This is a genomic window from Novosphingobium sp. 1529, from assembly GCF_040544855.1.
Lineage (GTDB): Bacteria > Pseudomonadota > Alphaproteobacteria > Sphingomonadales > Sphingomonadaceae > Novosphingobium > Novosphingobium capsulatum.
On record NZ_JBEPKW010000006.1, the window covers coordinates 176,340 to 198,305 of the forward strand.

General features: G+C 65.1%; 20 protein-coding genes. 14 read left to right on the forward strand and 6 right to left on the reverse strand.

The window, feature by feature from the left end:
• Positions 1-7 precede the first annotated feature (7 nt).
• Complete coding sequence (locus tag ABIC78_RS13760; protein WP_168352526.1) at positions 8-784, forward strand: glutathione S-transferase family protein; 777 nt, start codon at positions 8-10, stop codon at positions 782-784.
• A 17-nt stretch (positions 785-801) separates the two neighbouring features.
• Entirely contained in the window at positions 802-1,539 is a 738-nt protein-coding gene (locus tag ABIC78_RS13765; protein ID WP_022677626.1) for an alpha/beta fold hydrolase, read from the forward strand.
• Between the two features lie 129 nt (positions 1,540-1,668).
• On the opposite strand, the gene ABIC78_RS13770 is transcribed toward ABIC78_RS13765, so the two are convergent.
• Together ABIC78_RS13770 and purU are read right to left on the reverse strand one after the other, a co-directional pair.
• Entirely contained in the window at positions 1,669-2,070 is a 402-nt protein-coding gene (locus tag ABIC78_RS13770) for a VOC family protein (protein ID WP_022677627.1), read from the reverse strand.
• Positions 2,071-2,086: 16 nt separating this feature from the next.
• Positions 2,087-2,941 (reverse strand): formyltetrahydrofolate deformylase, encoded by an 855-nt coding sequence (gene purU, locus ABIC78_RS13775; protein WP_062787543.1) that lies wholly within the window; start codon positions 2,939-2,941, stop codon positions 2,087-2,089.
• Between the two features lie 124 nt (positions 2,942-3,065).
• On the opposite strand from purU, the gene ligM reads away from it, so the two are divergent.
• The 3 genes from ligM to ABIC78_RS13790 all read left to right on the forward strand — a co-directional run bounded on the left by ligM (position 3,066) and on the right by ABIC78_RS13790 (position 6,251).
• Positions 3,066-4,466 carry a vanillate/3-O-methylgallate O-demethylase gene (ligM, locus tag ABIC78_RS13780; RefSeq protein ID WP_171793710.1) on the forward strand — a complete coding sequence of 467 codons (1,401 nt, stop codon included), beginning with the start codon at positions 3,066-3,068 and terminating at the stop codon, positions 4,464-4,466.
• 225 nt (positions 4,467-4,691) lie between these two features.
• Entirely contained in the window at positions 4,692-5,567 is an 876-nt protein-coding gene (locus ABIC78_RS13785) for a methylenetetrahydrofolate reductase (RefSeq protein ID WP_054132650.1), read from the forward strand.
• 12 nt (positions 5,568-5,579) lie between these two features.
• Positions 5,580-6,251, forward strand: a complete 672-nt coding sequence (locus tag ABIC78_RS13790; RefSeq protein ID WP_354490265.1) for an alpha/beta fold hydrolase — start codon at positions 5,580-5,582, stop codon at positions 6,249-6,251.
• Positions 6,252-6,278: 27 nt separating this feature from the next.
• Here ABIC78_RS13790 and ABIC78_RS13795 read toward each other — a convergent pair whose 3' ends face one another.
• A complete protein-coding gene (locus ABIC78_RS13795; protein ID WP_354490267.1) occupies positions 6,279-7,661 on the reverse strand; it encodes an aminotransferase in 1,383 nt (460 codons plus the stop codon).
• A 160-nt stretch (positions 7,662-7,821) separates the two neighbouring features.
• Here ABIC78_RS13795 and ABIC78_RS13800 point away from each other — a divergent pair, with 160 nt between their 5' ends.
• The 3 genes from ABIC78_RS13800 to ABIC78_RS13810 all read left to right on the forward strand — a co-directional run bounded on the left by ABIC78_RS13800 (position 7,822) and on the right by ABIC78_RS13810 (position 10,736).
• Positions 7,822-8,631, forward strand: a complete 810-nt coding sequence (locus tag ABIC78_RS13800) for a GntR family transcriptional regulator (RefSeq protein WP_022677634.1) — start codon at positions 7,822-7,824, stop codon at positions 8,629-8,631.
• Entirely contained in the window at positions 8,631-8,975 is a 345-nt protein-coding gene (locus tag ABIC78_RS13805) for a hypothetical protein (protein ID WP_354490270.1), read from the forward strand. The genes ABIC78_RS13800 and ABIC78_RS13805 overlap by 1 nt, the downstream gene beginning before the upstream one ends.
• Positions 8,976-9,332: 357 nt before the next feature.
• Entirely contained in the window at positions 9,333-10,736 is a 1,404-nt protein-coding gene (locus tag ABIC78_RS13810) for a hypothetical protein (protein WP_354490272.1), read from the forward strand.
• A 114-nt stretch (positions 10,737-10,850) separates the two neighbouring features.
• Here the strand turns inward: ABIC78_RS13810 and ABIC78_RS13815 are convergent, their stop codons facing one another.
• A complete protein-coding gene (locus tag ABIC78_RS13815; RefSeq protein ID WP_354490274.1) occupies positions 10,851-12,797 on the reverse strand; it encodes an NAD(P)-binding protein in 1,947 nt (648 codons plus the stop codon).
• Positions 12,798-12,900: 103 nt separating this feature from the next.
• Between ABIC78_RS13815 and ABIC78_RS13820 the strand changes: the two genes are divergently transcribed.
• Positions 12,901-13,968 carry an ABC transporter substrate-binding protein gene (locus ABIC78_RS13820; RefSeq protein WP_022675408.1) on the forward strand — a complete coding sequence of 356 codons (1,068 nt, stop codon included), beginning with the start codon at positions 12,901-12,903 and terminating at the stop codon, positions 13,966-13,968.
• A 143-nt stretch (positions 13,969-14,111) separates the two neighbouring features.
• Here ABIC78_RS13820 and ABIC78_RS13825 read toward each other — a convergent pair whose 3' ends face one another.
• Positions 14,112-14,588 (reverse strand): cupin domain-containing protein, encoded by a 477-nt coding sequence (locus ABIC78_RS13825; protein WP_022675409.1) that lies wholly within the window; start codon positions 14,586-14,588, stop codon positions 14,112-14,114.
• Between the two features lie 158 nt (positions 14,589-14,746).
• On the opposite strand from ABIC78_RS13825, the gene ABIC78_RS13830 reads away from it, so the two are divergent.
• The 3 genes from ABIC78_RS13830 to ABIC78_RS13840 all read left to right on the forward strand — a co-directional run bounded on the left by ABIC78_RS13830 (position 14,747) and on the right by ABIC78_RS13840 (position 18,113).
• Positions 14,747-15,709: a LysR substrate-binding domain-containing protein gene (locus ABIC78_RS13830; protein ID WP_354490277.1), complete on the forward strand. Its 963-nt coding sequence runs from the start codon at positions 14,747-14,749 to the stop codon at positions 15,707-15,709.
• Positions 15,710-15,830: 121 nt separating this feature from the next.
• The gene (aptA, locus tag ABIC78_RS13835) at positions 15,831-17,195 is read left to right on the forward strand and encodes an omega-aminotransferase AptA (protein WP_354490279.1); all 1,365 of its coding nucleotides are present in this window, start codon (positions 15,831-15,833) and stop codon (positions 17,193-17,195) included.
• A gap of 6 nt (positions 17,196-17,201) precedes the next feature.
• Positions 17,202-18,113 carry a LysR family transcriptional regulator gene (locus tag ABIC78_RS13840; RefSeq protein WP_354490281.1) on the forward strand — a complete coding sequence of 304 codons (912 nt, stop codon included), beginning with the start codon at positions 17,202-17,204 and terminating at the stop codon, positions 18,111-18,113.
• Here ABIC78_RS13840 and ABIC78_RS13845 read toward each other — a convergent pair.
• On the reverse strand, positions 18,090-19,028 hold the full coding sequence (locus tag ABIC78_RS13845; RefSeq protein ID WP_354490283.1) for a LysR substrate-binding domain-containing protein: 939 nt from the start codon (positions 19,026-19,028) through the stop codon (positions 18,090-18,092). The two genes, ABIC78_RS13840 and ABIC78_RS13845, sit on opposite strands and share 24 nt — an antisense overlap.
• A 110-nt stretch (positions 19,029-19,138) precedes the next feature.
• On the opposite strand from ABIC78_RS13845, the gene gabT reads away from it, so the two are divergent.
• On the forward strand, positions 19,139-20,425 hold the full coding sequence (gene gabT / locus ABIC78_RS13850; RefSeq protein WP_354490285.1) for a 4-aminobutyrate--2-oxoglutarate transaminase: 1,287 nt from the start codon (positions 19,139-19,141) through the stop codon (positions 20,423-20,425).
• Positions 20,422-21,903 carry an NAD-dependent succinate-semialdehyde dehydrogenase gene (locus ABIC78_RS13855; RefSeq protein ID WP_354490287.1) on the forward strand — a complete coding sequence of 494 codons (1,482 nt, stop codon included), beginning with the start codon at positions 20,422-20,424 and terminating at the stop codon, positions 21,901-21,903. The genes gabT and ABIC78_RS13855 overlap by 4 nt, the downstream gene beginning before the upstream one ends.
• The last annotated feature ends 63 nt before the right edge of the window (positions 21,904-21,966 follow it).

Here is a 21,966-nt window from a genome sequence, read left to right on the forward strand (position 1 = left end):
TGCGACCATGGCCTTGACCTATTACCACGCCGAACCCGTGGCGAACTCGCTCAAATCGATGATTCCGCTCAAGGAAAAGGGTCTGGGCTATACCAGTCGCTATGTCGATCTGCACAAGTTCGAGCAGCACCAGCCGTGGTTCACCGCGATCAATCCCGAAGGACAGGTGCCCGTGCTCGATCACGATGGCACGATCATCACGCACACCACCGTGATCAACGAATACCTGGAGGATGCCTTCCCCGATGCCCAGCCGGCCGATGGCCCGTTGCGACCGCGCGACCCCGTGGACGCGGCGCGGATGCGCTATTGGAACAAGTTTGTTGACGAGCATGTGATGAACCACGTGTCGATGCATGGCTGGCACCGCATGGTTGGGATCATTGCACGCAACATCGAGAACGGCGAATTCGAAAAGCTGCTGGAAAACATCCCGCTGCCCGACCAGCGCAAGAAATGGGCGACGGCGCGATCGGGCTTTTCCGAAAGCGACCTGGCCCATGCCCTGGACAAGATCACCTATGCGGTGGACAAGGTGGAACGCCAGCTGGGGCAAACCGCCTGGCTCGCCGGGGACAGCTATACCCTTGCCGACATCAACTTTTATGCCCATTGCGGGATGATGGTGGAGCGTATGTTCCCCGAACTGGATATCGCCGTGCGCGCGCCGCGCCTGGTGGCCTGGCGTGATCGCATGACTGCACGGCCCGCCGTGGCCGCCGCGCTGGCGGGCGAAGATCGCACCGCGCCCGGCCTGCGCACCTGGACCGGGCACGCGCGTTAAGAGAGGATTGCAGGAAAATGGCCGGTTTCGTTCTGATCCATGGATCGTGGCATGGTGGCTGGTGCTTTGACACCGTGGCCGCGATCCTGGCCGCGCGTGGGCATACCGTGGTGGCGCCGACGCTGCCCGGTATGGGGGGCACGGCCGAGGAAATGGCGGCGGTGACACTGGAGGACTGGGGCGATTTTGCCGCGCAGCATTGCGCCGATCTCAAGGCCCGGCTGGGTGGCGCGCCGGTGGTTCTGGGCGGGCACAGCCGTGGCGGGCTGGTGGTGAGCACGGCGGCCGAACGCCATCCCGAGGCGATGGACAGCCTGGCCTATATCTGCGCGATGATGCTGCCCGCTGGCCTGTCGCGCGCGGAATTCAAGGAGATCGTTGGCCCCAATGCGCCGTTCGAGGCGATCATCAAGCCCCTGCATGGCAGCATTGCCACGGTGATCGATCCACTCGACGGGGCAGGCGATGTGTTTGCCCAGCTTTCCCCGCCTGACGCGGTGGCCGCCGTTCTGCCCCGCCTGATGGCCGAGCCAAGCGAGCCCCGCCGGCAGAAGATCGTCGTCACGCCCGAGCGTTGGGGCAGCAAGCCGCGCACTTATGTGGAATGCACGCAGGATCGCACGATCCCGATCGACAGCCAGCGCCGCATGATCGCCATGTCGCCCGGTGCGCAGGTCATCACGCTGGAGGCGGACCACAGCCCCTACCTGTCGATGCCAGAGGCCCTGGCCGACGCGCTCGAAGCGGCGATCTGATCCTCCCCGTGTCGGGGAGGGGGACCGCGCGAAGCGTGGTGATGGGGATTGGCCACCTGAAGCGGCGTTCAAGGTAGAAACGCCCCTCCACCAGCCTGCGGCTGGTCCCCCTCCCCAACATGGGGAGGATTAATCGGCGAAGAAGTTCAATTCCAGCAGCACGTTGTTGGGATCGGCCACGAAAATCTGGCGCAGGCCGATCGCTGCCACGAAGTTGGTCTTGGCCTCCAGCCCCATGGCCGCGATCCGCGCGCTGACGGTGTCATGCCCGGAACAGTTGAGCGCGACATGGTGGATCGCGCCAGTCACCCGGCCCGGCTCCACTGCGCGGTCATAGGTGCGCGGGCAATCGGTGCTGTTGATGTGCAGCACGGCCCGCCCGCCCTTGTCATAGAGCCACTGCGCGTTTTTCGGGGTCAAGGGCGGGGGCGCGTCGCGCTGCTCAAGCCCGAGCAGCGCGACGTAAAAAGCGCAGGTTTCGCCCAGGCGGTCGGTGATGATGTTCACATGATCGAGGGCGTTGACCTGCATCTTGCTTCCTTTCCCGTCAGCTTTTGAACACGACCGTCTTGTTGCCGTTGAGCAGCGCGCGGTCTTCCAGGTGCAGCCGCACGGCTTCGGCCAGCACGCGGCGTTCGATATCGCGGCCCTTGCGCACCAGATCATCTGGCCGATCGGCATGAGTCACGGTTTCCACATCCTGATGGATGATCGGGCCTTCGTCGAGGTCTGCCGTCACATAATGCCCCGTCGCGCCGATCATCTTCACACCGCGCGCGTGGGCCTGGTGATAGGGCTTGGCGCCCTTGAAGCTGGGCAGGAACGAGTGGTGGATGTTGATGCAGCGGCCCGACAGGAACCTGGCCAGGTCATCCGACAGGATCTGCATGTAGCGGGCCAGCACGACCAGCTCGGCGCCGGTTTCGGTGACGATGCGCTTCACTTCCGCTTCCTGCTGCGGCTTGGTGTCCTTGGTGATCGGCAGGTGGTAATAGGGGATGTCGCCGATCAGCGAGATCGACAGCGCTTCCTTGGGATGGTTGCCCAGGATGGCGACCACTTCCATCGGCAGCTCGCCGATTCGCGCGCGATAGAGCAGATCGCCCAGGCAGTGGTCGAACTTGGACACCATCATCACCACGCGGCGCTTTTGCGCGGTGTCGCGCAGGTTCCAGTCCATGCCATATTGCTGCGCCACCGGGGTGAGGGCATCGCGCAGCATTTGCGCGCTCTTTTCGCCCGGATCGAACACCACGCGCATGAAAAAGCGCCCGGATTCAAGGTCGTCGAACTGCTGCGCCTCCAGCACGTTGGCGCCTTGTTCGAACAGGGTGCCCGATACGCGGGCAACGATTCCCGGCACGTCGGTGCAGGAAATGGTGAGAATCAGCGGTGCGGCCATGGTCAGTGTCTCTCCCGTCGTTGTCTCGCGCCGGCCTGTCGATTTTGCCATTGCGAATCTGATTTGATATTGTATGTGTTGCATACAAATTTCAACCAAGCATTTTTAGTCGGGAGAAGATTGCATGGCCGCGACCAACCTTGACCAGCTGCTGCAGCAAAATGGCGACATCGTCGGCATGCTGCGCAACTCGCAGCTGGGTGCCTATGTCTATCCGGTGGTAGCACCGGAATTTTCCAACTGGCGTTCGGAGCAGTGGGCATGGCAGCACTCGGCGGTGCTGTTCGACCAGTCGCACCACATGGTGAACCTCTACATTCGCGGCAAGGACGCGCTCAAGCTGCTGTCCGACACCATGATCAACAGCCCCAAGGGCTGGGCGGTGAACAAGGCCAAGCAGTATGTGCCCACCACCCCCTATGGCCACGTGATTGGTGACGGCATCATCTTCTGGGAAGAAGAAGAAAGCTTCACCTATGTCGGCCGCGCGCCGGCTTCGAACTGGCTGCGCTATCACGCCGCCACCGGTGGCTATGACGTGGAAATCGAGCTGGACGACCGCTCGCCCATGCGCCTGATGGGCAAGCCGGCCAAGCGCAAGGAATGGCGCTTCCAGATCCAGGGCCCCAATGCCTGGGCCGTGATCGAAAAGCTGCACGGCGGCCCGCTGGAACAGCTCAAGTTCTTCAACATGAGCACGATGAACATCGCCGGCAAGACCGTGCGCACGCTGCGCCACGGCATGTCGGGCGCGCCGGGCCTGGAAATCTGGGGCCCCTATGAAGAGCAGGACGAAATCCGCGCCGCCATTCTCGAAGCCGGCAAGGAATTCGGCCTGATCGCGTGCGGCAGCCGCGCCTATCCGTCGAACACGCTGGAATCGGGCTGGATTCCCTCGCCGCTGCCCGCCATCTACACCGGCGAAAAGCTCAAGGGTTTCCGCGAATGGCTCGGTGCCGACAGCTATGAAGCCACCGGCTCGATCGGCGGTTCGTTCGTGTCGGACAACATCGAGGACTATTACCTCAACCCGTGGGAACTGGGCTATGGCTCGTTCGTGAAGTTCGACCACGAGTTCCACGGGAAGGAAGCGCTGCAGGCGCTGAACCCGGCTGACCAGCGCAAGAAGGTCACGCTGGCCTGGCATCCCGAAGACATGGCCAAGATCATGGCTTCGCTGTTCAACCCCGATGGTGACCAGTACAAGTTCTTCGACGTGCCGCTCGCCAACTATGCCTCGTCGAACTATGACCGCGTGGTCGATGCCGGCGGCAAGACCGTGGGCCTGTCGATGTTCACCGGCTATTCCTACAACGAAAAGCAGGCGCTGAGCCTCGCCACGATCGATCCGGAAATCCCGGTCGGCACCGAAGTGCGCGTGGTGTGGGGCGAAGAAAACGGCGGCACCAAGAAGACCACCGTTGAACCGCACAAGCAGCTGGAAGTGCGCGCGATCGTATCGCCCGTGCCGTACAGCCGCGTGGCCCGCGAAGCCTATGCAGAAGGCTGGCGCACCGGTCGCTGAGGCCCAGCCGCCATTGCGCCCATACCGGCCTGCGAACGGCACTGTTTCGCGCTTCCGGTGCTCACGTACCTAAAGTACGCTGCGCTCCGGCTCCCGAAACAGCACCATTCTCGGCTCGGTCTGGCCACAATGGCGACCGGACCTCGTCACAGCTCTCTCCCTGCCGCTTGGCGGGGAGGGGCACTACCCCAAGCATAACAACACGAATGGGCGAGGGATCAGAGGATGGCATACGCACAGATTCATCCCAATTGGGACAAGGAACCCGCCGGGATTACCGATGGGTATTCGCTGGAAATGACCGCCAAGGACATTGCGTCCCTGCGCGAGGCGGCGCCTCTGATCCCCCCTGAAACGCCCGTTGCCGTCACCTATCTGCCGGGCGAGGAAGCCCAGGCCCGCATTGCCGCCACCGTGGCCGTGCGCGAGCTGGGCTTTGAACCGATGCCGCATTTTTCGGCGCGGCGGATCATCGATGTGCCCGAATTCGAAGCCTATCTGAAGGCCGTGGTGGAACAGGCTGGCGTGCGCCGCTGCTTCATCGTGGCCGGTGACCCGGCAGAGCCGCAGGGGCCGTTTTTCGACAGCTCTGCGCTGATCGCCACTGGCGCGTTCGAACGCGCCGGGATCACCGCGATCGGCATCGGCGGCCACCCCGATGGCCACCCCAACATGACCGAGGCGGAATGCTGGGCCGTGCTGGACAAGAAGGTGGCCGAAATCACGGCGCGCGGCATGGCGCCGCTGATCGTCACCCAGTTCGGGTTCGATGCCGATTCCTTCCTGGTCTGGCTGGAAAAGCTGCGCGCGCGCGGCATCGATGCGCCGGTACGGATTGGCGTGCCGGGCCCGGCCGGGATCAAGCGCCTGCTGGGCTTTGCCGCCCGCTGTGGCGTGGGTGCCTCGGCCAGCGTGATGAAGAAGTACGGCATTTCGCTGGGCAATCTGCTCGGCAGCGCCGGGCCAGACAAGCTGGTCGATGCCTTTGCCAGTGGCCTGGGGCCGCAGCATGGCCGCGTGCGGCTGCATTTCTATCCGTTCGGTGGCCTCGCCAAGACCGTTGAGTGGATCGAGGACTATCGCCGCCGCCATCCCGCCTGAAAGGCGCCGATCATGACCGACTATGTACTGGTGCATGGCGCCTGGTGCGGCGCCTGGTGTTATGATCGGCTGGCGGGCGAACTGCGCGCCGCCGGCCACCGCGTGGTGGCGGTCGACCTGCCGGGGCTGGGGGCTGATGCCGCCCGGTTCCATCCCGGCATTTCGCTGCGTGACCATATTGCCCATGTGGAAAACGAAGTGGCGCGGGCCGGCTGCGATCGCTTCGTGCTGGTCGGGCACAGCTATGGCGGTATGGTCATCACCGGCGTGGCGGCGCGGCTGGGCGCGCGGATCGATGCGCTGGTCTATGTCGATGCCTTCGTGCCGGGCGATGGCCAGTCGCTGTGGGATCTGACCGGCGAATGGGAACATGCCCATTATATCGATGGGCAGAAGCACAGCCCTGGCGCGATCGCCCCGCTGCCCGGCTTTGCCGATCCGCGCCTGACACCGCATCCGCTGCTGACGCTGGTTGAAGCGGTGCAACTGACCGGGGAAGAGGCCAAGGTGCCGCGGCGCAGCTATATCTTCGCCACCGGGTGGCAGCCCACGCCGTTTGCCCGCTTTGCCGAGGCAGCGCGCGCCGATCCTACCTGGGAATACCACGAGGTCGGCGGCGGCCATTTCGTCATGGCTGATGCACCCGCCGCGCTGCGCGATATCGTGCTGGGCATGGCCGGCTGAGCGCAAGCGCAGCCGGCGTTGTGCGGTTCAGAGCGTGGCCAGTTCGGCTTGCGCGGCGTCGAGCGCGGCCTTGATAGTGTCCACTAGCTGGTCGATCTCGGCATGGCTGATCACCAGCGGCGGGCTCATCACGATGGTGTCGCGCACGGCGCGCACCATCAGCCCGCGCGCGATGCAATGGTCGCGCACGACCGGCGCGGCTTGCCCGCCCTTGCCATGGCGCCGGTTGGTGCCCTTTTCCGCCACGATCTCTACCGCGCCGATCAGGCCGAGCGAGCGCGCCTCGCCCACCAGCGGGTGCGGGGCCAGCCGCTCTGCCAGCGCGGCGGCAAGGTAGGGGCCCGTGTCGCGCGCGGTGCGGCCGACCAGGTCTTCGCGCTCGATGATATCGAGATTGCGCAGCGCGACAGCGGCGCAGACCGGATGGCCGGAATAGGTGTAGCCATGGGTGAACTCTTCGCCCGAAGCGCGTAGCGTCTCGACGATCTCGCGACTGACGCCGGTGGCCGAAATCGGCAGGTAGCCCGATGACAGCCCCTTGGCCATCGAGACAATATCGGGGGTGAAGCCGAAATGCTGGAAGCCGAACCAGGCGCCCAGCCGGCCAAAGCCGCAGATCACCTCGTCAGACACCAGCAGGATGCCATACTTGCGGCAGATCGCCTCCACCCGTTGCCAGTAGGTGGGCGGGGGAATGATCACGCCGCCCGCGCCCTGCACCGGTTCGCCGATGAACGCGGCAACGTTTTCCGGGCCGACCGCCAGGATGCGTTCCTCGATCGCGGCAGCGGCGCGGGCGGCAAAGCTTTCGGGGTCTTCGCCAAAGCCTTCACCGAAATGATAGGGCTGCATCACGTGTTCCACGCCGGGGATCGGCATGCCGCCCTGCACGTGCATGAAATCCATGCCGCCCAGGCTGGCCGAGGCGACGGTGGAGCCGTGATAGGCATTGCGCCGGCTGATGAACACGGTGCGCTGGGGTTGCCCCTTGAGCGCCCAATAGGTGCGCACCAGGCGGAACACCGTATCGTTGGATTCCGATCCGCTGTTGTTGAAGAACACATGCTGCAGGTTGCCGCCGAGCAGGCCGGCCAAGCGCGCAGCCAGCTCGATCGGGGGCGGCGTGGCGGTGCGGAAGAAGGTGTTGTAGAACGGCAGCTCCAGCATCTGCGTGCGTGCCACTTCGGCCAGTTCCTCGCGGCCATAGCCCACGTTGACGCACCACAACCCGGCCATGCCATCGAGCAGGCTGTGCCCTTCGCCATCGGTGATCGTGCATCCCCTGGCGTGCGTGATCACACGGCTGCCGCCCAGTTGCTGTTGCAGGGCATAGCTGGATTGCGCGGGCAGATGGTGCGCCATGTCAAGCTGGCGCAGGGTGGCGATATCGTGATTGCGAACGGTGGTCATGAAACGGTCCTGATGGATTCTAAGATCACAGATACGGTTGCCCGATCGGGCCGTCAAACGAAAAGCCTTGGCCTTGGCGTGCAAAAGGTTCATCACGGTGGGCAATTGAACGGGCATGGCCCAAGATCACGGCAGACAGGTTCATTTGGAACAGACAGGCATGAAAAACGGCGCCGGCACGGCCAAGAGCCCGGCCAAGGCAGTGGCCAAGAGCGCGGCCAAATCCGCCGCAAAAACCGGCGCTGCCAAGGTGGCAGCGGCCAAGGCGCCCATCGCGCGGGCGGCCCGCGCGGCCAAGGTGGCGGTGGCCCAGGCTGACGAGGGCGAAGCGACTTCGTCGCTGCGCGAACAGGTCTATGAAGACCTGCGCTATCGCCTGATCACCGGCAAGATCGCGCCGGGCGTGGGCATTTCCACGCGCGGTCTGGCGCAGCAACTGGGCGTGAGCCAGATGCCGGTGCGCGATGCGCTCAGCCGCATCGCCGCCGAAGGGGCCGTGGATATCCGCTCCAAGCGCGCGGTCATGGTGCCCAAGATGACGCTGGAACGCTTTGACGAGATCATGCGCCTGCGCACCCTGCTCGAACCGGTGGCCGCCGTGGCCGCGCTGCCGCACATCAGCGCCGAGCGCCTGCGCGACATTCGCGCCGCCGACGAGGCGACCGACGCGGCGCTGGGCGAGGGTGACGTGAACGCCTACATGGAATCGAACTTCCGCTTCCACTCGCTGATCTATGGCGCCGCGCCGATGCCGCTGGCCAACCGCATGATCGAAAGCCTGTGGATGCAGTTCGGCCCGTTCATGCGCGTGGTCTATGGCCGCTATGGCACGGCGGCGATGGTCGATCACCACCAGGCCGCGGCCAAGGCGATCGCCAAGGGCGATGCGCAGGGACTGCACGATGCCATCGCCGGCGATATCGGCGATTGCGCCGATCTGATGCAGGATTGGGAACGGCTGAACCTGTAATGGCAAGAAAACACGCCAAGCGCGGCGGCTGGACGGACGACGAACCCGAAGCGGCCGCAGACGAAGCCCCGCCGCCCGTTCCCTGCTGGCTGTGCGGCCGGCCCACCGGCACCACCATCGTGTGGCACCACCCCGTGCCCAAAAGCCGCGGCGGCCGCGACGTGGTGCCGATGCACGGCATCTGCCAGCAGACCTTGATCGCCAACTTCACCAATTCCGAACTGCAACGCGCCGGCCTCGACGTCGATGTGCTGCTCGCCCACCCGCCGATCCGCAAGTTCGTGGACTGGGTGGCGAACAAGGACCCGGACTTTACGGCGAGTGTGACGAAGAAGGGGCGGTGAGGGATATCGACCAGGAAACACTGCCTTAGACAAAAGCTGCCGATTCAGCATCCCAATGGGAGCAGTCGGCCGAGTGTCCTAATTTCAGACCTTCGCGGTGAGACAAGCGGCGTCGCAAAACGAGCGTTACATGATACTATTTCCTAATAACCGAAGCTCTCACTCCCAATGCGGTTATCTCAGCCCGAGGTATGTGTGCGAGAAATTTACCGGAAGAAGCTGAATCGCTACCTCGAATTGGCCCCGGACGAGGCCGCGATGCAGCTAATTTGGGCTGCTAACGCAATTCAGACAGATCAGCCTGACGCGGCACGCCGATACCTCAGAAACGTCCCGCCTGAGGCTGTGACGACAGAAATGACCTCAAAGCTCACTATTTACAAATGGGAGCTGGAGACGTTGGTCAACGAATTGCTGATCGTCCCAAAACGAAAGCGGCGTATCAAGGGACAATGGCGTGAACTCGATTGCTCACGTTACGATGCGTTGCAGGATATGGTACGCGTATTGAGGCGGCTTGAAAATGCCGACGCTGGAGTGCGGCTAAAACGAAAGAACGTGCTGGAGGAGATGCCGCGCATCTCCGCTCGCCAGTTTGACTGGCAGCGTGGCTGGTTCAACATCCCCCAGTTTTACCGGTCGACTTTCATCTACGGGCAAGGTGCCAGTGCCGATTACTTTGAGGCTACCCATGGGCTCACCATCAACGAGTTTTCCCTGATCGGCTTCGTTTTACACACATACTTCTGGGAATACCCGATTTTTATGCGCAGTTTTGACTGGGCGTCGATTCCACTAACCAGTGAGAAATTCGAGCGCGCGCTGCGTCTTTTGTGCTCGCCAGTGGTGGACACACGCCAGAAGGCTTCCGGGATTCACCGCCGGTTTCAGTCCATCGCCCATCAACCGAGCGTCTTGCGCCAATTCCCCTGCATCAGTTTCGGGGCGCAAAATGAGCGTATTCGCTCTCCGTTGCCGCAGCTGATCCTCGAAAGGGTCACCGCTGGCGTGTTCTACGACATCGTAGGCGCTGGCCGGAAAGTCCGGGAAGAATACGGACGGAGGTTTGAGGACTATTCCTTGCGCTACCTGCAAGCATCGTTGCCAGGCATCAACTGGCAGTCGGAACACACCTACCGGGTTCGCAAGGAGGAGTTCAAAACCCCCGACATTCTTTGGACGGATGGTCGGCGGCTGCGACTAGCGATTGAATGCAAGGCCACACGAATGTCGGTCGAGGCGCGCTACGCCGATAACCCGCTTTCCGTGCGGGGCTATGACGATCTGATCAAGGCGGTGTTCCAGCTGTGGCGCTACTTCTCGCATTGTCGTCGCGGATTAACCGGTGTGTCGTTGGCTAACAACGTAACGGGGCTGGTCTTGACCCTCGATAGCTGGTTGTTGATGGCTAACGCCCTCATTCAAGATGTTCTAGCGGCGGCAACTCAGATGGCTGCTGAAAGGGATGCTGAAATCATTGAAGAAGATCGCCTGCCGATTCTGTTTTGCGCCAGCACTGACCTTGAAAGCACCTTAGCTACAGCAACCGAGGATTCTTTCGCCAATGCAATTTCCAAGGCAGTGGACGAGCACCGTCACGGCTGGGCACTTTCTAGCAGTCATCAAGAAGTTAGACCTGGAAACCCTGATCGCAAGCCGTTCCCGTTCCGCGACGATATGGCGCGACTGCTACCGTGGTGGAACTGGATCAAAGAACGGCGTGATAGGTCTCCCACGTTTGCAAGCGCTCCGCAAAACTAACGGGGTGCAGGGGCGATGGCCCCTGCGTTTTTCCTTTTCTTCAAGCCTCTTGCCACGCCTCGCACCACCTCCAACCCCCTCCTCTGAAGAGGAGGGGGCTTTGCGCGTCGCCCTTTATCCCAGCAATTCCCCCACCGCGCGCCAGGCCTGGTCGATGGCGCTGTCGGTATAGGCGGCGCGGCCGCTGTCGGAGTTGGCGATGGTGATCGCGCCGAAGCGCTGGCGGGCGATCTTGTTGGGGGCTTGGGGGTCGTCGTCTTGGTGCTTGTCCCACAAGGCGTTGTATTCCGGGGCATAGCCGTGTGGCCAGCGGTTCACCGTGATCGCGGCGATATCCTTGTCTGCGTCAAAGCCATAGGGGCCGAGCGCGCGGGTGAGGAGGTCGCGGACGCGGGTTTCGTAGGTGGCGAGGTCGGTGCCGAGCAGTTCCATGCGGCCGGCGCGGCTCTGGTCGTGTTCGGGCAGGCCGGGCTGGTGGGGAATGCCGGTCATGTGCAGGACGATGGGATCGTCGGGTGATTTGGGGCCGGCATAGCCGCCGATCGGCACGGCCTTGTCCAGTCCGGCGTTCTGGAACCAGGCCTGGGGAAACTGGATGCCGGAAAGCCCGGCCTTGGCAAAGGCGCGCCAGTTGTCGAGTGCGACGCTGACATAGACCAGCGGTTCCTTGACCAGTTCGTGCAGCGCTTCCTTCTGCGCGGCGGGCAGGCTGGGCACGAGGTAGGGGATGATCATGTTGTAGCAGGCCATGACCACGTGGCGCGCGGCCACCTTGTGCACCTTGCCGGCGTGGGAATAGACCACGTCGGCCCCGGCCTGGGCGCGGTTGACGGCGTGGACGACGATGCTGGAGAGGCGCAGGCGCACCGCGTTGTCTGGCCGGTCGAGCGCGGCATAGTCGGTGGGGGCCAGGATCGACTGTTCCACGGTAAGGCCCGGCGCCATGAAGCCGGGGATCAACTGGGCGACCAGGCGGCGGGCGATCGTGGCGTTGCCGTCGGGAAAATGGAAATCATAGCTGCCGCCGGTGCTGGCAAAGCCGCGCGGGGTATAGCCCATGCGCATCGTGCCGCCGGGATCGAGCTTGAGGCCCTTGAAGCCGGGGAAGAAGCTGGTGCCCCAGGCATCGAGCGCGCTGATCCCATCCGCGCCCACGCACCACCAGCCGAGCGGGCGGTTCTGGTAGAACAGCATGGCTTCTTCGCCCAGGCCGCCATGCTTCATCAGGTAGTCGCGATAGCTGATGGTGGCGAGGTAATCCTTGCGCTGGTCCATCGCCATGGTGCCGAGCGGATCGGTGGCGCCAGCCTCCAGCGCGGCGATCTGGCTGCGCGCCGTGGCCGAAAGCGGCGACTTGGCCAGGGCATCGGCCAGTGGCACATCATCGGGCAGGCGCACCAGCGCGTCGCTGCCAAAGCTTTCCTTGTCGAAGAAAGCGGCGCGGCCCAGCTTGAGCCCGGCAAAGGTGCCTTCCTCCACCTCGGTATCGCCGCCATAGGCCTTGGCCAGCGCGGGCACGTCGATCCCCAGGCGGCGCAGCAGGCCATCGGCCACCTTGCTGTAGGGCGTGGGGCTTTCGATGCCGGCGGTGCCGCCGTTCATCAGCAGGGTATGGCCGCGCACGCGAAATTCGTTGCGCTTGGCATGGCCGCCGAAATCATCGTGGTTTTCGAGGATGAGGATGCGCGCGGCCGGGTTGCGATCACGGTAGAACAGCGCCGCAGACAGGCCGCTGATCCCGCCGCCGACGACGACCAGGTCATAGCTTTCGTGCGCCGGGCCGGCCAGCGCCTGGCCCACTGCCTGGCCATCGCGCAGGGCATGGGCCACTTCGAACGAACCTGCATGCGACCCGCGCAGGCCGGTGCGCAGCGGCGGATAGTAACCCCCCGGTTCGCCAGGATGCACGGGCAGGGCGGCGGTGGGGGAGGCAGGCTTGGCCGGGGCGGCAACGGCGGGTGTGGCCAGCGCGGCGGCCGCCGTGGCCGAGCCGGTCTGCACGAAGGCGCGCCGCGTCAGCCGTCCGCCGGGCATGCCTTTGGGTGAGCCATCGCGTGCCATTGTCGTTTCCCCGTGATGAAAGGCTTTACCTGTATCCTGTGATCACATATCGTGCGCAAAAGCAATGCCCGAAAATCCAACCGGGCCAACCATGAGGGCAATCATGCAAGCAACCCCTTCGCGGCGCGGATTCCTGGCCGGCCTGGGCACGGCAGCGGTCGGCATCACGTTTTCCGGGCTGGCGGGGTGCAAGAAGCATCCTTCGCAGATGGTCAATTTCTACAACTGGGATACCTACGTCGGTAAGCATACGCTGTCGGGCTTTGAGCAGGCCAGCGGCATCGGCGTGAACATGAGCCTCTATTCCAACAACGACGAGCTGTTTGCCAAGCTGCGCGGCGGCAATCCCGGCTATGACGTGGTGGTGCCAGCCAACGATTTCGTGCAGCGCATGGCCAAGGCCAACATGCTGATGCCGCTCGATCACGCCAAGATTCCCAACATGAAGAACATCCTGCCGCGCTTCCAGGATGCGCCGTTCGATCCGGGCCGCAAATATGCCATGCCCTATACCTGGCTGGTGCTGGGCATCGGCTATCGCAAGTCAAAGATCCAGGGCGTGCCCGACAGCTGGAAATGGGTGCTGGATTCGCCGCAATACAAGGGCCGCATTGCCGTGCTTTCCGATGCGGCAGACCTGTGCCGGCTGACCGAAATCTACCTCGGCGCCGATATGAACACGTTCGACAAGGCGACGCTCGCCAAGGTGCAGGACCTGCTGATCCGCCAGAAGGGCAACATCGCCACGTTCCATGACGACAATGGCCAGGATCTGCTGCTGTCGGGCGATTGCGATATCGTGATCGAATACAATGGCGACATTGCCCAGGTGATGCGCGAGGACAAGGACCTTGCGTTCGTGGTGCCCAAGGAGGGCAGCATCCTGCAGTCCGACCAGCTGTGCATCCCCGCCGGCGCGCCCAATCCCGATGCGGCGCACGCGTTCATCAACTACCTGCTGAGCGCAGACGCCGGCGCCGATATCTCGCGCACCATTCGCTATCCCACGCCCAATGGCGCCGCGCTGGCGCAGATGGACGCTGAATATCGCGATAACCCCGCGATCTTCCCGCCCGAGGCGGCGCTCGCCAAGTGCCAATACGCCAACTACCTGGGCGAAGATGCCTATCGCGCGTTTCAGGACGTGATCACCCGCGTGCGTGCGGCATAGGCGGAGGGGGAAAGCCGGGGCGGGCAGGGGAGGTTTTCTCCCCTCCTCTTCAGAGGAGGGGCCGGGGGTGGTGGAGGCGTAGCGCAAGGTTTCGCACCACCCCCCAACCCCCTCCTCTGAAGAGGAGAGGGCTTAAGTTGGCGTTATTCCACCGGCTTTTCCGGGTCATAGACCACGTAGAACTTTTCATAGCCCTTGGAATCCCAGCGGCCGAGCCAGCCCTTGGGGATCGACACTGCATCGCCGGCCTTCACCTCCAGCACGGTGCCATCGGCCGAGGTGAGGGTGACGCCGCCCGAAAGGAAGACCATGAATTCGTTCACCGGGTAGCCTGCACCGGTGAAGCTGTCGTGGTTGGGGCCGGCAACGGCATAGGCGCCGCTCATGAACTTCTTGTCGGCCGAATGCAGCTGCGGCAGGTCGGATACGGCCGCGCCGCCTTCGTCGCTGTGGTGTGCGGCGCTGCTGGCGAGGGCGGCGGTGACCGCGCTGCTTGCCAGTTTGGCCGGCTTGGCGATGCTGGCGGCGCCAGTATCAGCAAGGGCTGCGGTGGCGGGCAGGGCCAGCGCCAGGCCAAGGCCCAGGGCAAAATGCCGCGCAGAGCGGATGTGGACGCGCATCGGACGGTCTCCTGTTGCAAAGTGCTGCGATCACAATTGCGGTTGGATGTCAGGGCGTCAACTGCACGTGAGGCCGGAAATGTTGTCAATTTCCGAGTATTGGTGCATCTGGTGCACCGCTCGATTGGTGATATCATGCGATCGCACCAGCAATGAGGATGTCTGTGCCCGATCCGCTGCCTTCCGCAGACCTGAATTCCGGCGATTTCCTGTCGGGCAAGGCGATCCCGCCGTTTGCCGCGCTCCGGGCGTTCGAGGTGGTGGGCCGCGTCGGCGGGGTCCGCCGCGCCGCCGCGCTGCTGCGGCTCGATCACACGGTGGTCAGCCGCCATCTCAAGGCGCTGGAGGAATGGCTGGGGGTGATGCTGGTCGATCGCCAGGGCGGCCGCGTGACGCTGACCGAGACGGGGCAGGCCTATCACGCGCGGGTTTCGGCAGCGATGCTCGACGTGGTATCTGCCACGCGCGAGATCATGGCCCAGGGCCAGATTCACGACCTGCGGCTGTGGTGCGTGCCGGGCTTTGCCACGCAGTGGCTGTCTGCCCAGATCGCCGCGTTCGAGCAGACTGGGCCGGGTTTCCAGGTGGAACTGCGCCCCACCGACCGGCCGGCCAACCTGATCCAGTTCGAAGCCGATGTGGACATTCGCTACTACGGCGATGGCTGGCTGCCGCAGCCGGGCGGGCCGGGGCTGCACACGCTGGTGCTGGCGCGACCGCCGCTACTGGTCGTGGCGAGCCCGGGCGTGGCACAGGCGATGGTCGGGATCGGCGGGGTGGACGATCTCTTGGCCGCGCCGCTGTTGCATGAGGAGCACCACGAGCAATGGCGGTTCTGGCTGCGCGGCAATGGGCTGGACCTGGGGCGCCAGCCGCTGCCCGGCGCGCTGCTGTGGCATGCCCACCTGGCGCTGGCTGCGGCGCGGGCGGGACGCGGGCTGGCCCTGGCCAATCGCTATCTGGTGGCCGATGACCTGGCCAGTGGCGCGCTGGTGGAACTGGCGGTGCCGGGCGCGCAGGCCGTGGCGATCGGGTCTTATTGCATGGTGACGCGCGCCGATCGCGCCAACAATCCGGCCATCGCGCAATTGCGCCGCTTCCTGCGCCAGCAGGTGGAGTGAGCCGATGTGTGGTGCGCCCCATGCACCACCGACGATCGCTTTTCCCCCTCCCGCGTCGGCGTGCCATTTTCGAAAGGTAACCTGAAAAAGATTCACGGCATCGCCGTTTGCAGGAGCTTTCATGGCCAGCCAGACCCAGTCGCCCGCAGCGGCCCCAGCGTCGATCGATTTCGCCAGCATGGATGGCGTGGATCTTGATCATTTCTGGATGCCGTTCACCAACAATCGGTTCTTCAAGCAGAACCCGCGCCTGTTCGTGGCGGCGAGCGACATGCACTATACCACGGCCGATGGACGCCAAGTGCTCGATGCCACGGCGGGGCTATGGTGCGTGAACGCCGGGCACGGGCGCGCGGCGATCACCGATGCCGTGACCCGGGCGGCGCAGACGCTCGATTTCGCGCCGACGTTCCAACTGGGCCATCCCCTGGCGTTCCGCCTGGCCAGCGATGTGGCGCGGATCATGCCGGCGGGGATGGACCGCGTGTTCTTCACCAATTCGGGTTCGGAAAGCGCCGATACCGCGCTCAAGATGGCGCTGGCCTATCACCATGCGCGCGGCGATCACACGCGCTTTCGCCTGATCGGGCGGCAGCGCGGCTATCACGGCACCAATTTCGGCGGGCTTTCGGTGGGCGGTATCGGCGGCAACCGGCGCCGCTTTGTCAGCCAGGTGTGGGGGGTGGATCACCTGTCGCACACCCATGGCCAGGCCGTGCGGTTTTGCCGGGGCATGCAGCCGGGCAATGGTGCCCTGGCCGAGGAACTGGAAGAACTGGTGGCGCTGCACGGCGCCGAAACGATCGCGGCGGTGATTGTCGAGCCAGTGGCCGGCTCCACCGGGGTCTTGGTGCCGCCGCAGGGCTATCTCCAGGCGCTGCGCGATATCACGCGCAAGCACGGCATCCTGCTGATCTTTGACGAGGTGATCACTGGCTTTGGCCGCCTGGGCAAAGCCACGGCGGCGGAATACTTTGGCGTGACGCCCGATATCATCACCACGGCCAAGGGGTTGACCAACGGCACCGTGCCGATGGGGGCAGTGATCGCCAGCCGCGAGGTGCACGATACCGTGGTCAACGGCAGCCCAGAGGGCATCGAATTCTTCCACGGCTATACCTATTCCGGCCATCCCGTGGCGGCAGCGGCCGGGCTGGCGACGCTGGGGCTCTATCGCGACGAGGGATTGTTCGAGAATGCCGACGTGCTGGCTGCGCATTGGGAAGCGGCGGCGCACGCGCTGGCTGATTGCCCGCATGTGATCGACGTGCGCAATCTGGGGCTGGTGGCCGGGATCGAACTGGCCCCGCGCGATGGGAAGGTGGGCGCGCGGGCGATGGAGGCGTTCCACCGCGCGTTCGATGCCGGGCTGCTGATCCGCGTGACCGGCGATATCATCGCGCTGTCTCCGCCCTTGATGATCAGCGCCGCGCAGATCGACACGATCTTTGGCATGCTGCGCGAGATTCTTGTCGACCTGGCGTGATCGGCCATGGCGCGTGACCGGCTTCCCCCGCTCAAGTCCCTGGAAGGGTTCGAGGCTGCGGCGCGGCTGGGCAGCTTTGCCGCGGCGGCGCAAGAACTGGGGCTGACGCAATCGGCGATCAGCCACCAGGTGCGCAACCTGGAAGAGGCGCTGGGCCATGCCCTGTTCCGCCGCGTCTATCGCCAGGTGGTCCTGACCGATGCCGGCCGCGATTTCCACCGCACGGTGCGCGACATGCTCAAGGTGCTGCGCGGCGGGGTGAGCCGATTGGCGCCCTATCGCAAGGCCAATTCGGTGATCGTCTATTCCGATGCCGGGTTTGCCGGGTGCTGGCTACAGCCGCGCCTGCCGCGCCTGATGGCGGATCTGCCGGGGATGGACCTGTGGCTCGACAGCCGCGGTCTGGCGGTGGATTTCGAGACGACCGAACTCGATATCTTTCTAACCGACGCGCCCGATGGCGGCGATACAGGCCTGCCCAGTGAAACGCTGCTGGGGCTGGACTATGCCGTCTATGCCGCGCCGGGGTTGGCCGGGGCGGCGGCTGGGTTTCTCGAAGGGCGGGGCACCGTGCCGCTGCTGCACGATGAAGGGCCGATGGATTGGGCGGCATGGTATGCCCACTTCGGCTTGGCGATGCCGGGCGGCGACGCGCTCATCGCCGGGCCGACGTTTACCGCCGTGCCCGCCCTGCTGGGCGCGGCCGCCGATGGGCTGGGACTGGCATTGGCGGCGCAGGGTTATGCCGCGCCATGGGTGGCGCGTGGCGAGCTGGTGCCTGTGGGTGACCGCATCTGGCTGGGCGCCGCCCAACTGACCATGGTGGTGCGGGCCAAAGGGCGGGGCGACGCGCATGTCCATGCCCTGGCCGATTGGCTGCGTGCGGCTGCCGCGTCAGGCCAGCCAATCGACCGGTGAGGCGGCCACGGCCTCTGCCAGCCAGGCGCGGAAGCGGGCGATCGGCCGGGCGTCCCACATGTCTGCCCGCGCGGTGAAGTAATAGGCGCCTGGCGCGCAGGGGGAAAAGGCCGGATTGCCCGCGCCCAGTTCCACCAGGCGCCCGCTGCGCAGGTGCTCTGCCGCCAGGAAGCCATTGGTGATCGCCACCCCCTGGCCATCGGCGGCCGCAGCCAGAGTCATGTGCGCCTGCCACAACCGGGCGGCCAGTGGCGGCTGGGCTTCTTCCAGGCCTTGCGCGGCAAACCAGGCGCGCCATTCGGCGTCGGAATCCTCGTGCAGCAGGGGCAGGGCCAGGAGATCGCGCGGGGTGGCGACGCGGGCGCCGGCCAGCCAGGGCGCATCGGCCCGCGCCACCGGAAACAGGCGTGGCCGCACGATCGCCTGGCGTGTGAGGTTGCGTGGGGTGGCCAGCGCCGGGGCCGTGTCGAGATACCAGCGGATATCGCCCTGCGCCTCGCGCCGTACCAGATCGGGCGGGCTGTCGCTGGGCCGCAGATCGAGCGCCATGCCGGGGTAGCGGCGGCCAAAGCCGGGCAGGTTGGGGGTGAGCCAGAGATAGGCCAGGCCCGCCACCGACCAAACATCGAGCCGCCCACCCGCCGCGCCGCCGCGCAGCTGGCTAGTGGCGGTGCACAACTGGTCGAACGCCGGGCCGATCAGCGCGTGATAGCTTTCCCCCGCCGGGGTCAGCCCGCCGCCGTGGCGATCGACCAGCATGACCCCCAGCCAGTCTTCCAGCGCGCGCAAATGGCGGCTGACGATGGCATGGCTGACGCCCAAGGCAGCGGCCGTGCGGCGCACCCCACCATGGCGGCCAAACGCCTCGAACGCGCGCAGCGCGGCAAAGGGCGGCAGGTGAGGACGATCTGGCATGGCAATGGTAACCCCTGGTCACCATCCGGGTAGCATTTGTGGGCTTTTGCGTGCAAGCCGATGGTGCGACAAGCGTGGGCATCTGTTTCTCTTGCCCGGAGTATGCCGCCATGGCTGATAACGCGTCTCTTCTTGCCCGCCGTGAACAGGCTGTGCCGCGCGGCGTGGCATCGTCCACCGCGGTGTTTGCCGATCGCGCGGACAATGCCGAATTGTGGGACGTGGAAGGGCGCCGCTTCGTCGATTTTGCCGGTGGCATTGCCGTGCTCAATACCGGGCACCGGCACCCCAAGGTCATGGCCGCGGTGCAGGCGCAACTGGAACGCTTTACCCACACCGCGTTCCAGGTCTGCCCTTATGAAAGCTATGTCGCGCTGGCGGAAAAATTGAACGCTGCCGCCCCATTTTCTGGCCCGGCCAAGACCCTGTTGCTCACCACCGGGGCAGAAGCCACGGAAAACGCGGTGAAAGTGGCGCGCGCGGCAACGGGGCGTTCGGCGGTGATCGCGTTTACCGGCGGTTTTCATGGCCGCACCCTGCTGGCCAGTGCGATGACTGGCAAGACCACCCCCTACAAGCGCCGCTTTGGCCCGATGCCGGGCGAGGTGTTCCATGCACCGTTCCCCACCGGCCTTCACGGCAACACGGTGGAGCGCACGCTGGAGGCGATCCAATACCTGTTTGCCGCCGATGTGGAGCCCGAGCGCGTGGCGGCCTTCATCGTCGAGCCAGTGCAGGGCGAAGGTGGCTTTCACGTGGCGCCGCCGGCATTCCTTGAAGCGCTGCGCGCCCTGGCTGACCAGCACGGCATCCTGCTGATTGCCGATGAAGTGCAGGCCGGCTTTGCCCGCACCGGCAAGATGTTCGGCATCGAAAATTCCGGGGTGGAACCCGATCTGGTCTGCGTGGCCAAGTCGCTCGCCGGCGGCTTTCCGCTGGCCGGGCTGATCGGCCGCGCCCCGATCATGGATGCGCTCGATCCTGGCGGTCTGGGCGGCACCTATGGCGGATCGCCGATCGGCTGCGCGGCTGCGCTCGCCGTGCTCGAGGTGATCGAGGAAGACGGCCTCTGCGCCCGCGCCGCTGCGATCGGGCAGCGCATGCGTACGCGGGTGGAAGGCTTTGCCGCCGCCGGCCTGCCGGTGGCCAACATTCGCGGGCTGGGCGCGATGTTCGGCTTTGACGTGACCAATGCCGCCGGGGAAACCGATGGCGCCATGGCCAAGGCGGTGACCGTTGCCGCGCTGGAGCGTGGGCTGATCCTGCTGTCTTGCGGGACGAAAGGCGAAACCATTCGCGTGCTTGTACCGTTGACCGCTTCGGACGAACTGATCGACGAAGGGCTCGATCTGGTGGAACAGGCCCTGGCGACAGTGGCCGGCAAGGTGATGGCATGAGTGACATTCTGGAAGTGACCCGCCCCGCGCTCAAGCGCGCCGACCTGTGGCGCGAACAGGCGTTCGTGGCCGGGCAATGGCGCGGCGCGGCGGCGACCATCGCAGTGGACAACCCCGCCACCGGCGCGGTGATCGGCCACGTGCCGGACATGGGCGCGGCCGAAACGCGCGAGGCGGTGGCCGCCGCGCATGCCGCGTTCGGCGCGTGGAAGGCCAAGACCGCCAAGGAGCGTGGCGCCGTGCTCAAGCGCTGGGCCGCGCTGATGCTGGAGCATGCCGACGATCTGGCCACGATCATGACCGCCGAACAGGGCAAGCCCCTGGCCGAGGCCAAGGGCGAAGTGGGCTATGCCGCATCGTTCCTGGAATGGTTTGGCGAAGAGGCACGGCGCGTGCGTGGCGAGGTGATCGCCCCGCACCAGGGCGATCGGCGCCTGGTCGTCACCCGCCAGCCGGTGGGCGTGGTCGGCGCCGTCACGCCATGGAATTTTCCGCTGGCGATGATCACGCGCAAGGCCGGCCCGGCGCTGGCCGTGGGATGCCCGATCGTGATCAAGCCGTCGGAACTCACGCCGTTTTCGGCCCTGGCGCTGGCGGCGCTGGCGCAGGAAGCGGGGCTGCCCGATGGTCTGCTCAGCGTGATCACCGGGCAGGCCAAGCCGATCGGTGAAGTGCTGACCGGCGATCCGCGCGTGGCCAAGTTCACGTTTACCGGATCGACCGCCGTGGGCAAGCTACTGGCCGCGCAGTGCGCCGGCACGGTCAAGCGGGTGAGCCTGGAACTGGGCGGCAACGCGCCGTTCATCGTGTTCGAGGATGCCGATCTCGATGCGGCGGTCGAAGGGGCGCTGGCTTCCAAGTTCCGCAATACCGGGCAAACCTGCGTCTGCGCCAATCGCCTGCTGGTGCATGATGCCGTGCATGATGCCTTTGCGCAAAAGCTGGCCGCGCGGGTGGCCGCCTATCGTGTCGGGCCGGGGCTTGATGGGCCGACCGACCAGGGCCCGCTGATCGACGATCGCGCCGTGGCCAAGATCACCGCGCATGTCGCCGATGCCGTGGCCAAGGGCGGCAAGATCCTGACCGGCGGCAAGCAGGCAAAGGCCATCGGCGCGCGCTTTTTCGAACCGACGGTGATTGCCGATGTGCCGGCCGATGCCCTGCTCAACCGCGAGGAAACCTTTGGTCCGCTGGCCGGCCTGGTCCGCTTTTCGAGCGAGCAGGAAGCCGTGGCCTTGGCCAACGATACCCGCGCCGGGCTGGCGGCCTATGCTTACACCGCCGATGCCGCGCGGCAATGGCGCCTGACCGAATCGCTGGAATACGGCATGGTGGGCATCAACACTGGGCTGATCTCTACCGAGGTGGCGCCGTTCGGTGGTGTAAAGGAATCGGGCCTGGGTCGCGAAGGTTCGCACCTTGGCGCGGATGACTATCTCGATGTGAAGCTGGCCTGCATCGCGGTGCCGGCGCTATAAATTGCGCAGATCGCCGGATGGTCGGGAAAAAATCCTGATATCCGGCGATTTCGCGCCAAAAAT

Coding starts and splice junctions, on each gene's coding strand:
- ligM (WP_171793710.1), top strand. CDS start 3,066: ATGGCCGCGACCAACCTTGACCAGCTGCTGCAGCAAAATGGCGACATC.
- ABIC78_RS13855 (WP_354490287.1), top strand. CDS start 20,422: ATGAGTGACATTCTGGAAGTGACCCGCCCCGCGCTCAAGCGCGCCGAC.
- ABIC78_RS13820 (WP_022675408.1), top strand. CDS start 12,901: ATGCAAGCAACCCCTTCGCGGCGCGGATTCCTGGCCGGCCTGGGCACG.
- ABIC78_RS13790 (WP_354490265.1), top strand. CDS start 5,580: ATGACCGACTATGTACTGGTGCATGGCGCCTGGTGCGGCGCCTGGTGT.
- ABIC78_RS13815 (WP_354490274.1), bottom strand. CDS start 12,797: ATGGCACGCGATGGCTCACCCAAAGGCATGCCCGGCGGACGGCTGACG.
- purU (WP_062787543.1), bottom strand. CDS start 2,941: ATGGCCGCACCGCTGATTCTCACCATTTCCTGCACCGACGTGCCGGGA.
- ABIC78_RS13840 (WP_354490281.1), top strand. CDS start 17,202: ATGGCGCGTGACCGGCTTCCCCCGCTCAAGTCCCTGGAAGGGTTCGAG.
- ABIC78_RS13805 (WP_354490270.1), top strand. CDS start 8,631: ATGGCAAGAAAACACGCCAAGCGCGGCGGCTGGACGGACGACGAACCC.
- aptA (WP_354490279.1), top strand. CDS start 15,831: ATGGCCAGCCAGACCCAGTCGCCCGCAGCGGCCCCAGCGTCGATCGAT.
- ABIC78_RS13770 (WP_022677627.1), bottom strand. CDS start 2,070: ATGCAGGTCAACGCCCTCGATCATGTGAACATCATCACCGACCGCCTG.
- ABIC78_RS13845 (WP_354490283.1), bottom strand. CDS start 19,028: ATGCCAGATCGTCCTCACCTGCCGCCCTTTGCCGCGCTGCGCGCGTTC.
- ABIC78_RS13810 (WP_354490272.1), top strand. CDS start 9,333: ATGACCTCAAAGCTCACTATTTACAAATGGGAGCTGGAGACGTTGGTC.
- ABIC78_RS13825 (WP_022675409.1), bottom strand. CDS start 14,588: ATGCGCGTCCACATCCGCTCTGCGCGGCATTTTGCCCTGGGCCTTGGC.
- ABIC78_RS13765 (WP_022677626.1), top strand. CDS start 802: ATGGCCGGTTTCGTTCTGATCCATGGATCGTGGCATGGTGGCTGGTGC.
- ABIC78_RS13795 (WP_354490267.1), bottom strand. CDS start 7,661: ATGACCACCGTTCGCAATCACGATATCGCCACCCTGCGCCAGCTTGAC.
- ABIC78_RS13800 (WP_022677634.1), top strand. CDS start 7,822: ATGAAAAACGGCGCCGGCACGGCCAAGAGCCCGGCCAAGGCAGTGGCC.
- gabT (WP_354490285.1), top strand. CDS start 19,139: ATGGCTGATAACGCGTCTCTTCTTGCCCGCCGTGAACAGGCTGTGCCG.
- ABIC78_RS13760 (WP_168352526.1), top strand. CDS start 8: ATGGCCTTGACCTATTACCACGCCGAACCCGTGGCGAACTCGCTCAAA.
- ABIC78_RS13830 (WP_354490277.1), top strand. CDS start 14,747: ATGTCTGTGCCCGATCCGCTGCCTTCCGCAGACCTGAATTCCGGCGAT.
- ABIC78_RS13785 (WP_054132650.1), top strand. CDS start 4,692: ATGGCATACGCACAGATTCATCCCAATTGGGACAAGGAACCCGCCGGG.